The following is a 12,195-nucleotide window of genomic DNA, read 5'->3' as shown; positions in this document are numbered from 1 at the left end:
ATGTTGATGAAAAAAATCATACCTCTTTTTGCCTTTTTAATCGTTACTCTGGGATCTGCGCAAAAGAATATTTATGAAAACAGGAAGTTTGATGAACTTAGCAAAAACCATCAAGTATTAGCGATAGTCCCGTTTATTGCAAACTTGGACCTTAAAAGGAATGTAAACCAAGAAGAGCTAAAAAGTTTGGCAAAAAGAGAAGGTTATGCTGTGCAGAATGCTCTAGAAACCTACTTTTCCAAACGAAAGAAACGTAAAAGGTTCAATGTAGAATTCCAAAATATAGAGGACACCAATGCCATTCTTAGTCAGAATGGGATTATGTATGACAATCTGGACATTTACACTATTACGGAGTTGTGCAAAATCCTAAAAGTTGATGGTATTATTAGTGGTAACCTTAGTTTAAACATTTTACTTTCTAAAGGTGTGCCCACAAACTTTAACCTTTTGGACTATTTTAGTGGTGATGCCAACTATGGGAGAATTGGTGTAAAAGTCAGTGACGGAAATTCTGGAAAACTCCTTTGGAAATACGAAAAAGCCATTACCAAAAAAACGGGTAAAAATACCACAGAACTTATTGATAGAATGATGAAACTAGCATCCCGTAAGTTTCCGTACGATAAAGAAAAAAAGCAGCGAAAAAATAGAAATTAACTTTCTGCGAATTCCTTTAATATTCCAATGGTGTAATCCAACTCTCCTTTGGTATTGTACTTAGAAAAGGAAAAACGTAGAGACGGTTTTTCCAACTCTGTATCATCTAGAATTTCTGTAAGTACATGTGATCCCATATTGCTTCCAGATTGACATGCACTTCCTTTAGAACAAGCTATTCCCTTCATATCTAAATGAAAAAGTAGCATTAGCCCTTTTTGCTTATCAAAAGGCAGACGCACATTGACCAAGGTATATGTGCTTTTTTCCAAATCACCAGAAAAACCATTGAAATTGACTTCAGGAATCTCTTTCTGAATTTTCTCCAAAAAGTACCTCTTCAACCCTTTTACAAAATTGGTTTCTTCTTCCAAATTGTCATATGCCTTTACAAAAGCTTCCTCCAACCCAACAATATTATGAAAGGGCTCTGTACCGGCCCTAAAACCTCGTTCTTGGGAACCACCAAAGATCATAGGTTTTAAACCTGAATTTTTTCTAATAAAAGCAAATCCTATTCCTTTAGGGCCGTGAAATTTATGTGCAGCAGCAGTAAAAAAATCAATAGGTATTTTTTCCACATCCCAAGGATAATGTCCTACGGATTGTACTGTATCAGAATGAAAAAACGCATCATTTTCTTTACATATTTCACCAATAGCATTAATGTCCGTTATGTTCCCAATCTCATTGTTCACGTGCATTAAACTGACCAGCTTTTTGGAATCGTCTTTTATCAAAAGTTCCTTTAAATGACTAAAAACAGGATTGCCATTGGCATCCAAATCAACAAAAAGAAGTGAAATATCATATTCTTTTTCCAGCTCTTCAGCGGTATGTAACACCGCATGATGCTCTATTTTTGAAGTGATTATGGTTTTTACACCTAAATCCCTTACTGCACAACGCAAAATCATATTATCAGCTTCCGTACCTCCAGATGTGAAAATAATTTCTGAAGGTTGAGCATTCAATGTTTTTGCAATTGTTTTTCGAGCTTTTTCTACGGCGGTCTTTGCAGATCTTCCGTAACTATGAGTAGAAGATGGGTTTCCGTAATATACGGCCAAGGCCTCTTGCATTTTGGCAATAACCTCTTCTCTCACCTGGGTAGTTGCCGCATTGTCCAAATACACTTTTTGCATGATTTAGCTATCATTTAAACTTCGCCAAAAATAAGCCAAATAAAGTTAATTTCTTTTAAAGTATTTCTTAGTGTTGGTGTATTAAAACGGAATTCTTTTAAATTTGGCGTATGAGAAAATTATCCCTCCCAATCCTACTAATCTTGATGCTGTCTTCTTGTAGTGATGGTGATCTACAAATTGAAACAATAGATTTTGATGAAGGTTCAATACAATTTTGTGATGATGGTCAAGAAGACACGGAAACCACTCTGTTTTTTAAAATCAATGGAGACGAAGTGTTGATTTTGGATTTGCAAGCAAATCTTATTGAAAATGGACCAAGTGATGGCACGATTACGAGCACTATTGACAGTCAATCCGATTTATCTTATCGTCTTTTTTCCGATGATGTTAACCAATCCTATTTTTGCAGCGAAATACCTCCAGTCACCCCAACGGTTATTGAAGAAATTACAGCAACCGCAGGTATTGTTCAAATAACAAGTTCTTTAGATACCGTTAATAGAACAACCAAAACCTATAATCATGCAATTACCATTTCAGAGGTAACTCTCGTCAATAGCTTAGGTGAAAGTATAACAGACCAGACGGGAATAGATTTTGGGGATTATGAAACCGATGTTGAGAGTAGTGTAGCTCTTGTTTTTTCCAATTTTGTTAGTACTGATATAAATGCATGTGATATAGTAGGCGAAACCATTGTTCTTACCAAAGTACTCAATGACGAATATATTTCGTTAGCCATTCCTATCAGTCTTTTGGCCAACGTCGCAACAGGAGTAGACACTCCACGTGAAGCGGACTTATCTGAAAGTATCATCTTTAAAAATGGAATAGCCCGTGTAGCTGTCACTACTGATTCTGTTTGCTCTGGAATAGCTACATCAGAACTTGAAAATGAATTTTCTACTACTGAGGGCAAAGTCTCCGTGAGTACTGTTGCATCTGAACCAAATACTGATGGTATCATTACTTATACCCATACTATTTTACTCTCAGAGTTTGTGTTACAAGATTTGAACGGGTCAAATGCTGGAACAATTGCTGCATATACATTTGGGGTATTTACTACGACCAGCTAAGTATTTTGAAATATGTAAACCTCAGTTGCTCCTAAGCCATATTTTTGATAGTCTGCATCATAAAACTTAACATTCTCGTATTTCCTAAAAAGGTAATATAGTTCTTCCTTAAGAACACCTTCACCTACGCCATGTATGAAAACTATTTTTTGAATGCGTTTGTCCATGGCAAAGTGCAATTGCCTTTTGGCCGTGTCCAACTGTATGTTCAGCATATCAAAATTGCTCAATCCTTTTGCCGACTTCACCAACTGATTTATATGAAGGTCAACCTCCATTTTAGGAGCATTCCGTTCTTTAGGTTTTAAAATACGAATTGATTTCTTCTTAGAGCGCTCTTTATCTTTTATGCCTTGCACAGCTTCAAAATTAGTAACGCTTATGCCGCCTTCAACCTTTACAAGTTCCTTGGACGAGTACTCTAGTGAAAAACCTTCAGAGGTAATCACGGTGATGACATCACCATCCTTGGCTTGGACAATACCAGATATGGTTTCATCCAACACTTCTACTTGGTCACCAACGTTAAAGACAGTCATCCTCTGTATTCTTTGCTAAAAAAATTCTGAAAAGTTTAATATCAATAGCAAAAATAGTAGTATTTTTCTTGACAGTAATTGCTATTATGTATCTACAACCAACCATTTTTTTGCTTTATGCAAAGGACTATATGTTGCCTTGTCTGAACAAGAGACTGTTTGGTTTTGAATGTCCTGGATGTGGTATGCAACGTTCAGTGAGTTTAATTTTTCAAGGTGAATTTTTAGCTGCCTTTAAAATGTACCCAGCTATTTATCCCCTATTTTTACTGTTCAGTTTTTTATTTGTAAATAACTTTCGTAAAATTAAACATGCCAATCAAATTATTATGACCCTGGGTATTGTTAGCGTAGTCACAATTTTAACCAATTTTTTATTTAAACTTTTACAATAACTTTTATTATTATGGAACAAAAAAAGCTACCTAATGGGGTATTGAGTATTGTCCTTGGTATTTTCGGATTCATTTGTTGCTGTACCGGTATTTTCGGTGCTATTTCATCAGGAATTGGTTTTTTTCTAGCAACAAAGTCTGAAAAACTGTACAAGGAAAATCCAGATGATTATGATAATTACAGTCAAATAAAAACTGGAAAAATAATATCATTGATAGCGCTTATTTTAAGTGTTATAATGGTGGTAAGATGGATTTATATTATTTCTAATGCTGGTGGGTTTGGAGAGTTTATTGAAGAATTCAAATCCGCTTATCAAGAAGCAATGGAACAATACAATTAATAACTAAATATTTAATCAACTATAATGGAAAACAATTCGAACATGCCGCCAAAGCCAGACAATTATTTGGTTTGGGCCATTTTAAGTACAATATTCTGTTGTATTGCAACAGGAATAGCAAGTATTATTTACGCTTCTAAGGTTAATGAGGCTTATGCCAGAGGTGAATATGAAGAAGCTCAAAAAGCATCTAAAAATGCAAAAATGTGGGCATTGATTGGAGCTGGTTTTTCTCTTTTGATTTGGATTATCTATTTTGCCATATTTGGTTTTGCAATTTTAGGAGGTATGGCAAATGCCGGAAGCTATTAAAAAAATATCCTTAATAGTAATTTTAGGAGTATTGTCTATTTTGGCAATACTCCTTTACTTTTCTTTCAATCCAGAAAGGGGTTTGTTGTTCCCAAAATGTCCATTTAATACATATCTGGGGATCTACTGTTCGGGATGTGGGAGTCAGAGGGCAATTCATGATTTACTGCATTTAAGAATCGGAGAAGCAATAAGCCACAATTTAATGCTGCTCCCAGCATTATTTGTGATTGGGCAGCATCTAGCTACAAAATTGGGTATTGTAAAGCGGGAAAGCCTTCTTAACTATAGATACTCTCCTTTGATAATCTTATCTGTAGTCTTGCTTTTTATGGTATTTAGAAATATAAAAGCTTTTCCTTTTGAGTATCTGGCGCCTTAATTTGCCACTTCACTTATAAATTTGAGTCTGTAGAGTCTTAATTCTTCATCTTCATAGTCACCATCAAACTCATCTATAGCCTGGGATATGGAATCCGTATCAGCTTCCAAAAAATACTCATGAATTTCTTCTTGCTGATCTTCGTCCAATATTTCATCAACCCAATATCCAATATTTAGTTTTGTCCCACTAAATACTATCTGTTCCATTTCTTTGATGAGGGCAGGTAATTCCAATCCTTTTGCTGATGCAATATCATCTAAAGGCAATTTTCTATCAACATTTTGGATGATGTATAATTTTAAGGCAGAATTAGCACCTGTACTTTTAACCACAAGATCATCTGGTCTAATGATATCATTCTCTTCAACGTAGTTGGCAATTAGGTTCAGAAATGGTTTACCATATTTTTTAGCCTTTCCTTCTCCAACCCCATGAATAGTTAAGAGCTCTTCAATAGTGATAGGATACTTTAGGGCCATATCATCCAAAGATGGATCTTGAAATACCACAAAAGGTGGCACACCAATCTTTTTTGCTTCGCTTCTACGTAAATCCCGCAGTAATTTCAACAATTTATCATCTGTAGAACCTCCACTAGATTTACTGGCAGTTATAATGGCATCATCGTTCTCAGCACTGTATATATGATCTTTGGTCATTAGAAAAGAACTTGGCTCATCCAAAAAACTTCTGCCGCCTTCAGTTAGATGTAAAATACCGTATTGTTCAATTTCCTTTTTTAGTAATCCTGCTACCAACACCTGTCTGGTTAATGCCATCCAATAGGCCTCATCTCTTTCAGAGCCAATTGAAAAGAAATCTTTTTCATCTGTTTTGTGTGAAGATATCATGGCGTTTACTTTACCAACCAATATTTTCACAGTCTCTTTTGTTTTAAATTTTTCATTTGTTCCTTTGACAACGGTCAAAAGTTTCACCACATCATTTTTGGCTTCTTCTTTTTTCTTGGGGTTTCTTGCATTATCATCCATGTCTGCACCATCTCCTTTTTCCCCATCAAAATCTTCCCCAAAATAATGAAGAATGAATTTTCTGCGAGACATAGAAGTTTCTGCATAAGCGACAATTTCTTGTAAAAGTGCGTTACCAATCTCCTGCTCAGCAACAGGTTTTCCAGACATGAACTTTTCCAACTTTTCAACGTCCTTATAAGAATAAAAGGCCAAACAATGTCCCTCACCACCATCTCTTCCAGCTCTTCCTGTCTCTTGATAGTAACTTTCAATACTTTTTGGAATATCATGGTGAATTACAAAACGTACATCGGGTTTGTCAATGCCCATACCAAAAGCTATAGTAGCAACTACCACATCAACATCCTCCATCAAAAACATGTCTTGGTATTTTGATCTTGTTTTAGCGTCAAAACCTGCGTGATAAGGCACTGCGCTAACGCCATTCACTTGTAATACCTGAGCTAATTCCTCAACCCTCTTTCTACTGAGACAATAGATGATTCCAGATTTTCCTTGGTTCTGTTTTACAAAGCGGATGATATCCGCATCCACATTTTGCGTTTTTGGGCGTACTTCATAAAACAAATTGGGCCTGTTAAAGGAAGCTTTGAATACCTTGGCATCCGTCATTCCCAGATTTTTGATAATATCTTCCTGCACCTTTGGTGTAGCGGTGGCTGTAAGACCAATAATTGGAATATTATCGCCAAGACGATTGATAATACTTTTAAGGTTGCGGTACTCCGGTCTAAAATCATGCCCCCATTCAGAGATACAATGCGCTTCGTCCACAGCAACAAAAGAAAGTGGGACACCTTTTAAAAAATCTACGTTCTCTTCCTTTGTCAAAGACTCCGGCGCAACATATAATAATTTGGTAATACCGTTGGTGATATCCTCTTTTACCTGTTTTACTTCGGTCTTTGTTAAGGAAGAATTTAATACATGGGCAATACCGTGTTCATCGGATACCCCGCGTATGGCATCAACTTGATTCTTCATGAGTGCAATAAGTGGGGATACCACAATAGAGGTGCCTTCATTCATAATTGCTGGTAGTTGATAACATAGAGATTTACCACCACCAGTTGGCATTATCACAAAAGTGTCCTTATTTTCAAGTATGTTTTGTATTACTTTTTCTTGTAGCCCCTTGAACTGTGAAAAACCAAAGTATTTTTTTAGTGAGGAGTGCAAATCGGTATTCGTAAGACCCATTTCCGTATTTTCGATTTAAATCAAGCAGCCTAATTAAAGGCTCTAAAATTTCTAATTTTGAATATCAATTTTAAGGAAGAATCATTCTGTTCTTCATTAATGGTTAGTAAAAGATAGTTTGTTTAGTTTTGTAATCTTAAATATAACATATTCTTTTAGGAATACAATTAGATAATCTGTTTATTACATTGAGCAACATCCAGTCTATTTTATCCATTGCGAAAAGAACCATCGAAACCGAGAGTAAGGCCATACAAAATTTGGTCAATCTGCTCGACGAACAATTTGCCCATGCTGTGCAGCACATTTTAGAATCCCAAGGAAGGGTCGTAGTCTCTGGAGTAGGCAAAAGTGCTATAATAGCTTCTAAAATCGTAGCTACACTCAATTCTACTGGCACACCAGCCATTTTTATGCATGCCGCAGATGCCATTCATGGGGATTTGGGAACTGTCCAAGAAAACGATGTTGTGGTTTGTATCTCTAAAAGTGGGAATACACCAGAAATAAAAGCTTTACTCCCATTGATAAAAATTGGAAAAAACAAGCTGATCGGTATTACCGGAAATATGGATTCTGTATTGGCCAAGCAAGCTGACTTTGCCTTAAATACTTATGTTGAGAAAGAAGCTTGTCCTAACAATTTGGCTCCCACCACAAGCACTTCGGCGCAATTGGCAATGGGAGATGCACTTGCAATTAGCCTTTTGGAGCTTAGAGGTTTTAGCAGTGCAGACTTTGCCAAATATCACCCAGGAGGTGCTTTGGGCAAAAAATTATATCTACGCGTCGCTGACATTGTTATAAACAATCAGAAACCGCAAGTGAATGCTGACTCAAGCTTAAAAGAAGTTATTGTTGAGATTTCTGAAAAAATGTTGGGGGTAACAGCCGTAATAGAAAACAATGCCGTTGTTGGTATTGTTACAGATGGAGATATTAGGAGAATGCTTAGTAAGCATGATAATATAAGTGGTCTAACCGCAAAAGATATTATGACTTCCAACCCTCAATCTATAGATGTTGATACTTTAGCGGTTAAAGCATTGGCCGTGCTTCAGGAAAAAGGGATTTCACAACTTTTGGCTTTTGATAAAGACCACTACGCAGGTGTGGTTCATATTCATAACCTTATAAACGAAGGAATTTTATAATGGTAAAAAAGTTAGAGAACCCAGACGAAATGTCTTTCTTAGACCATTTGGAAGAATTAAGGTGGCACCTAATTAGGTCAGTAGTCGCAATTGTTCTAGTTGCCTGTATAGCCTTTTTCATGAAGGATTTTATTTTTGACACTGTTCTTTTTGGTCCCAAAAAAATGGACTTTCCAACCTACCAGTTTTTCTGTAAAATAGCCACCTTTTTTGGGATAACTTCAGAATTCTGCGCGGATTCACTACCGTTTACGATACAGAATCGTACAATGGCGGGGCAATTTTCCGCACATATTTGGACATCCATTTGGGCTGGCTTTATCATTGCATTCCCTTATGTTTTATGGGAAGTATGGCGGTTTATTAGTCCTGGTCTTCATAAAAACGAACGCAAACATTCTAGAGGTTTTATCATGGTCGCGTCAGCCCTGTTTTTTATGGGTGTACTTTTTGGCTATTATGTTGTGGCACCCCTCTCCATCAACTTTTTAGGGACATATCAAGTGAGTAAGGAAGTCCTGAATGAGATTGACATCAGTTCTTTTATTGCCACGGTAAGGGCTTCGGTAATAGCTTGCGGAATAATGTTTGAGCTCCCCATTATTATTTACTTTTTGACCAAAGTAGGGTTGGTTACGCCAGAAATATTGAAGAAATATAGAAAAATAGCTCTGGTTGTCGTTCTTATTCTTTCCGCAGTAATAACTCCCCCAGATGTAGCAAGTCAGATTGTGGTATCTGTTCCTGTACTTATTTTATACCAAATCAGTATTTATATTTCGAAAGTGGTTTTAAGGAACCAAGCTAAAAAAGAAGCCAAAAATGCAAAATAAAGTAGAAGAGTTCAACGCCTATCGTTCTCAAATGAACGATAAATTATTGGCTGAAAACAATAAACTTATTAAGCGGATTTTTAATTTGGACACCAACGCCTTTATGGCAGGAGCATTGGATGTAAAAACCAAGGAACTTCTAGGTCTTGTCGCTTCAGCGGTATTGCGATGTGATGACTGTGTAAAATACCACCTTGAAAGTTCTAAAAACGAAGGTGCAACCAAGGAAGAAGTTATGGAAACTTTAGGCATTGCTACTTTGGTAGGAGGAACTATAGTTGTTCCACACCTAAGACGTGCTTTCGAATATTGGGAAGAATTAGAAAACCTGGAGACATAAAATATTCACAAAGTCCAATGTCTAATCTGGAATATGTTTAGTTTTGGCGAATTCTTATGAAGCTAAGAGCTGAAAACATATTGAAGGCCTACCGAGGCCGTAAAGTTGTAAAAGGGATTTCTCTAGAGGTAAACCAAGGGGAAATTGTAGGTCTTTTGGGACCAAACGGTGCCGGGAAAACCACTTCATTTTATATGATTGTTGGTTTAATAAAGCCAAACGGGGGCAAAATCTATCTGGATGACATGGAGATAACCAATTTTCCCATGTATAAAAGAGCCCAAAACGGAATTGGTTATTTGGCACAAGAAGCTTCTGTTTTTCGCAAGTTAAGTATTGAAAAAAATATTCTAAGTGTTTTACAGCTCACCAAACTAAGTAAGAAGGAACAGCACATGAAGATGGAGTCCTTGATTGATGAATTTGGTTTGGGACATATTCGCAAAAACAGGGGAGATTTGTTATCAGGTGGTGAACGTAGACGTACTGAAATTGCACGTGCTCTGGCGACCGACCCTAAATTCATTCTTTTAGATGAGCCATTTGCGGGGGTTGACCCCGTTGCGGTAGAAGATATTCAACGAATAGTTGCCCAACTAAAAAACAAAAATATTGGTATCCTGATCACCGATCATAATGTACAGGAAACATTGGCCATTACAGAGCGGTCTTATTTAATGTTTGAAGGGGGTATATTAAAAGCAGGTGTCCCAGAGGATTTGGCGCAAGACGAAATGGTAAGAAAAGTATATCTAGGCCAGAATTTCGAACTTCGAAAAAAGAAACTGGATTTTTAGTTGTTTTTATAGTTTGGTGCTAATAGCGAGACCAAAATATAGAACACCACTATCAAAGGCACTGCCAAAAACTTTAGAGTAATCAACATCACTAGACTTCCGATCAAGAAAAGATAACGGACTGCATTATCCTTAAAACTCCAATTATCAAACTTTAATGCAAATAGCTTTATTCTAGAATTCAGCAAATAGGCGCTCACCAAAGTTAATCCCATTAAAAACCATTGATTTAAAATAATCCCATTTAGTTCATCACTATTATGATACAATAAAATCAAAGGCAATGAGAGGATAAAGAGGCTATTTGCTGGAGTAGGCAATCCTATAAAGGAAGAAACTTGGTTTTCATCTACGTTGAATTTGGCCAATCTATAAGCAGACGCCAAAGTGATTACAAAACCAAAAAAGGGCAACATGGTCATCTCAGTTTCATGACCAAAAAACCCAAGATTCCATCCTCCGGTTTCTGCCATTTGCAACAATTGGAACATCACAATTCCAGGCACCAATCCACTTGTAATCATATCTGCCAAAGAATCCAGTTGAACGCCAATCTCGCTTTGGACGTTTAAAAGACGAGCTGCCAATCCATCAAAAAAATCAAAGAAAATCCCTATGAAAACGAAAAGTGCAGCCAGTTCCAGATGATTCAGCACCGCAAATACAGTTGCTACACAACCACTAAATAAATTGAGAAGTGTTAAAAAGTTAGGAATGTATCGCTTCATAAGCTCGGATTTTCGTAAAAATAAGGTAAAAAACAAAGTGTTAGGTTTTCATGTTCCGCCTTGTAGTATTTATTTAGATATTTGCGCTGATAAAGTCAGAAATGAAACATTGGATTTTCTTTTTGGTAATGCTTTTTGTGGTTGGGGGAAATGGATTTTCCCAAACCCCTACCTTAACCGAAAATTCCAAAATTAGTTTTCTCACTTGCGCCTCGGGAGATGAGCTCTTCTCTGCTTTTGGACATAGTGCTTTCCGGGTTCAAGATACTGTCTTAGGAATTGACGTGGTCTACAACTACGGAACATTTGACTTTAATAAACCCAACTTCTATTTGAACTTTGCCAAGGGAAAATTGGTCTATTCGCTTTCCAGAAGGAGTTTTGACAGATTTTTGTTTGAATATGAATTGGAAAAAAGGTGGGTTAAAGAGCAGATTTTGGATTTGACCTTAGCAGAAAAAAACAAGTTGCTCGTTTTTTTTGAGGATAATTATTTGCCAGAAAACAGAGATTATCTATATGATCCCTTATTGAATAATTGTTCTAGCATTACCGGAGATATTTTAGTGCAGCAATTTGGAGATGCCATTGTTTTTGATGGTTCGCATTTGGATAGGCTATACACCTTTAGGGAGCTTGTAAGACAAAATTTGGATATTAACTCTTGGTCCTCTTTTGGTATTGATCTGGCCTTTGGTGCTGTGGTAGATCGCAAAGCAACTGTTCAAGAACATATGTTTTTGCCATATTATGCCATGGAGCAGATGAGGAATACAACCAAGAGTGGCAAACCCCTGTTAGAAAGGGAACGCACCATTTTAGACTATAGCGAACATATGAGAAATGGTTTTTTTCCAATGTCTCCATTATTTTGGTTCACTTTATTGTTTTTGTTCACAGGCATAGTTACATACCTGGACCATAAACATAAAACTCGTAGTCGCTGGTTAGATTTTTCATTGTTTTTAATAACTGGGATTATTGGCACAAGCATACTTTTACTTTGGTTTGCCACTGATCATACTTCCACACCAAAAAATTTCAATTTTTTGTGGGCCTTCCCTTTAAATTTAGTTGTTGCGTTTGTTATTGCGTTTCAAAATCAACTACCAGCATGGCTACCCAAATATTTGTGGTTAGCTTTAGCGCTCCTGGGTGTTTTAATCTTATTGTGGATTATAAGTGTTCAAATTTTTTCCCCAATAGTGATTCCTTTACTTTTGACTTTGGCAACGCGCTATTCCTATCTCTTAAAATTTATAAGACAATAAGAGAGTTACCCC

The 12,195-nt window shown here is 36.6% G+C and carries 15 protein-coding genes; 11 read left to right on the top strand and 4 right to left on the bottom strand.

The genetic code is table 11. The annotated features are described in order from the left end of the window. The first annotated feature begins 6 nt into the window (after positions 1 to 6). Positions 7 to 660 carry a hypothetical protein gene (locus SJY44_RS08705; RefSeq protein ID WP_396592065.1) on the top strand — a complete coding sequence of 218 codons (654 nt, stop codon included), beginning with the start codon at positions 7 to 9 and terminating at the stop codon, positions 658 to 660. Here SJY44_RS08705 and SJY44_RS08700 read toward each other — a convergent pair. Beyond that, entirely contained in the window at positions 657 to 1,805 is a 1,149-nt protein-coding gene (locus tag SJY44_RS08700) for a cysteine desulfurase family protein (RefSeq protein WP_396592064.1), read from the bottom strand. The two genes, SJY44_RS08705 and SJY44_RS08700, sit on opposite strands and share 4 nt — an antisense overlap. Before the next feature lie 110 nt (positions 1,806 to 1,915). On the opposite strand from SJY44_RS08700, the gene SJY44_RS08695 reads away from it, so the two are divergent. Further along, a complete protein-coding gene (locus SJY44_RS08695) occupies positions 1,916 to 2,890 on the top strand; it encodes a hypothetical protein (protein ID WP_396592063.1) in 975 nt (324 codons plus the stop codon). On the opposite strand, the gene SJY44_RS08690 is transcribed toward SJY44_RS08695, so the two are convergent. After that, on the bottom strand, positions 2,887 to 3,429 hold the full coding sequence (locus SJY44_RS08690; protein WP_396592062.1) for a Smr/MutS family protein: 543 nt from the start codon (positions 3,427 to 3,429) through the stop codon (positions 2,887 to 2,889). The two genes, SJY44_RS08695 and SJY44_RS08690, sit on opposite strands and share 4 nt — an antisense overlap. Positions 3,430 to 3,515: 86 nt before the next feature. Between SJY44_RS08690 and SJY44_RS08685 the strand changes: the two genes are divergently transcribed. The 4 genes from SJY44_RS08685 to SJY44_RS08670 are packed head-to-tail and all read left to right on the top strand — an operon-like array spanning position 3,516 to position 4,862. Then, positions 3,516 to 3,824: a DUF2752 domain-containing protein gene (locus SJY44_RS08685; RefSeq protein WP_396592086.1), complete on the top strand. Its 309-nt coding sequence runs from the start codon at positions 3,516 to 3,518 to the stop codon at positions 3,822 to 3,824. Positions 3,825 to 3,835: 11 nt separating this feature from the next. Continuing rightward, on the top strand, positions 3,836 to 4,168 hold the full coding sequence (locus SJY44_RS08680; RefSeq protein ID WP_396592061.1) for a CCC motif membrane protein: 333 nt from the start codon (positions 3,836 to 3,838) through the stop codon (positions 4,166 to 4,168). A 24-nt stretch (positions 4,169 to 4,192) separates the two neighbouring features. Next, on the top strand, positions 4,193 to 4,480 hold the full coding sequence (locus tag SJY44_RS08675) for a CD225/dispanin family protein (RefSeq protein WP_298928083.1): 288 nt from the start codon (positions 4,193 to 4,195) through the stop codon (positions 4,478 to 4,480). Continuing rightward, on the top strand, positions 4,464 to 4,862 hold the full coding sequence (locus SJY44_RS08670; RefSeq protein WP_299213913.1) for a DUF2752 domain-containing protein: 399 nt from the start codon (positions 4,464 to 4,466) through the stop codon (positions 4,860 to 4,862). Before SJY44_RS08675 ends, SJY44_RS08670 begins: the two co-directional genes overlap by 17 nt. Here the strand turns inward: SJY44_RS08670 and SJY44_RS08665 are convergent. After that, positions 4,859 to 7,060 (bottom strand): RecQ family ATP-dependent DNA helicase, encoded by a 2,202-nt coding sequence (locus SJY44_RS08665; RefSeq protein WP_396592060.1) that lies wholly within the window; start codon positions 7,058 to 7,060, stop codon positions 4,859 to 4,861. The genes SJY44_RS08670 and SJY44_RS08665 overlap by 4 nt on opposite strands. A 188-nt stretch (positions 7,061 to 7,248) precedes the next feature. Here SJY44_RS08665 and SJY44_RS08660 point away from each other — a divergent pair, with 188 nt between their 5' ends. Genes SJY44_RS08660 through lptB form a run of 4 tightly spaced genes read left to right on the top strand, consistent with a single transcriptional unit; the run spans position 7,249 to position 10,184 of the window. Continuing rightward, the gene (locus SJY44_RS08660) at positions 7,249 to 8,214 is read left to right on the top strand and encodes an SIS domain-containing protein (protein WP_396592059.1); all 966 of its coding nucleotides are present in this window, start codon (positions 7,249 to 7,251) and stop codon (positions 8,212 to 8,214) included. Beyond that, on the top strand, positions 8,214 to 9,047 hold the full coding sequence (gene tatC, locus SJY44_RS08655; protein WP_298928091.1) for a twin-arginine translocase subunit TatC: 834 nt from the start codon (positions 8,214 to 8,216) through the stop codon (positions 9,045 to 9,047). Before SJY44_RS08660 ends, tatC begins: the two co-directional genes overlap by 1 nt. Beyond that, a complete protein-coding gene (locus SJY44_RS08650; RefSeq protein WP_396592058.1) occupies positions 9,037 to 9,387 on the top strand; it encodes a carboxymuconolactone decarboxylase family protein in 351 nt (116 codons plus the stop codon). The genes tatC and SJY44_RS08650 overlap by 11 nt, the downstream gene beginning before the upstream one ends. Before the next feature lie 56 nt (positions 9,388 to 9,443). Next, on the top strand, positions 9,444 to 10,184 hold the full coding sequence (lptB, locus tag SJY44_RS08645) for an LPS export ABC transporter ATP-binding protein (RefSeq protein ID WP_298928096.1): 741 nt from the start codon (positions 9,444 to 9,446) through the stop codon (positions 10,182 to 10,184). Here lptB and SJY44_RS08640 read toward each other — a convergent pair. Further along, positions 10,181 to 10,912, bottom strand: a complete 732-nt coding sequence (locus SJY44_RS08640) for a CDP-alcohol phosphatidyltransferase family protein (RefSeq protein WP_396592057.1) — start codon at positions 10,910 to 10,912, stop codon at positions 10,181 to 10,183. The genes lptB and SJY44_RS08640 overlap by 4 nt on opposite strands. Positions 10,913 to 11,013: 101 nt before the next feature. Here SJY44_RS08640 and SJY44_RS08635 point away from each other — a divergent pair, with 101 nt between their 5' ends. After that, positions 11,014 to 12,183, top strand: a complete 1,170-nt coding sequence (locus SJY44_RS08635) for a DUF4105 domain-containing protein (protein ID WP_396592056.1) — start codon at positions 11,014 to 11,016, stop codon at positions 12,181 to 12,183. Positions 12,184 to 12,195 lie beyond the last annotated feature (12 nt).

This window comes from Allomuricauda sp. R78024 (genome assembly GCF_044596045.1).
Taxonomy (GTDB): domain Bacteria; phylum Bacteroidota; class Bacteroidia; order Flavobacteriales; family Flavobacteriaceae; genus Flagellimonas.
Note: the sequence above shows the minus strand (reverse complement) of the source record. Positions and strands in the feature narration are given on the sequence as shown.

Coding starts and splice junctions, on each gene's coding strand:
- SJY44_RS08640 (WP_396592057.1), bottom strand. CDS start 10,912: ATGAAGCGATACATTCCTAACTTTTTAACACTTCTCAATTTATTTAGT.
- SJY44_RS08665 (WP_396592060.1), bottom strand. CDS start 7,060: ATGGGTCTTACGAATACCGATTTGCACTCCTCACTAAAAAAATACTTT.
- tatC (WP_298928091.1), top strand. CDS start 8,214: ATGGTAAAAAAGTTAGAGAACCCAGACGAAATGTCTTTCTTAGACCAT.
- SJY44_RS08675 (WP_298928083.1), top strand. CDS start 4,193: ATGGAAAACAATTCGAACATGCCGCCAAAGCCAGACAATTATTTGGTT.
- SJY44_RS08650 (WP_396592058.1), top strand. CDS start 9,037: ATGCAAAATAAAGTAGAAGAGTTCAACGCCTATCGTTCTCAAATGAAC.
- SJY44_RS08680 (WP_396592061.1), top strand. CDS start 3,836: ATGGAACAAAAAAAGCTACCTAATGGGGTATTGAGTATTGTCCTTGGT.
- SJY44_RS08690 (WP_396592062.1), bottom strand. CDS start 3,429: ATGACTGTCTTTAACGTTGGTGACCAAGTAGAAGTGTTGGATGAAACC.
- SJY44_RS08705 (WP_396592065.1), top strand. CDS start 7: ATGAAAAAAATCATACCTCTTTTTGCCTTTTTAATCGTTACTCTGGGA.
- SJY44_RS08695 (WP_396592063.1), top strand. CDS start 1,916: ATGAGAAAATTATCCCTCCCAATCCTACTAATCTTGATGCTGTCTTCT.
- lptB (WP_298928096.1), top strand. CDS start 9,444: ATGAAGCTAAGAGCTGAAAACATATTGAAGGCCTACCGAGGCCGTAAA.
- SJY44_RS08670 (WP_299213913.1), top strand. CDS start 4,464: ATGCCGGAAGCTATTAAAAAAATATCCTTAATAGTAATTTTAGGAGTA.
- SJY44_RS08635 (WP_396592056.1), top strand. CDS start 11,014: ATGAAACATTGGATTTTCTTTTTGGTAATGCTTTTTGTGGTTGGGGGA.
- SJY44_RS08700 (WP_396592064.1), bottom strand. CDS start 1,805: ATGCAAAAAGTGTATTTGGACAATGCGGCAACTACCCAGGTGAGAGAA.
- SJY44_RS08685 (WP_396592086.1), top strand. CDS start 3,516: ATGTATCTACAACCAACCATTTTTTTGCTTTATGCAAAGGACTATATG.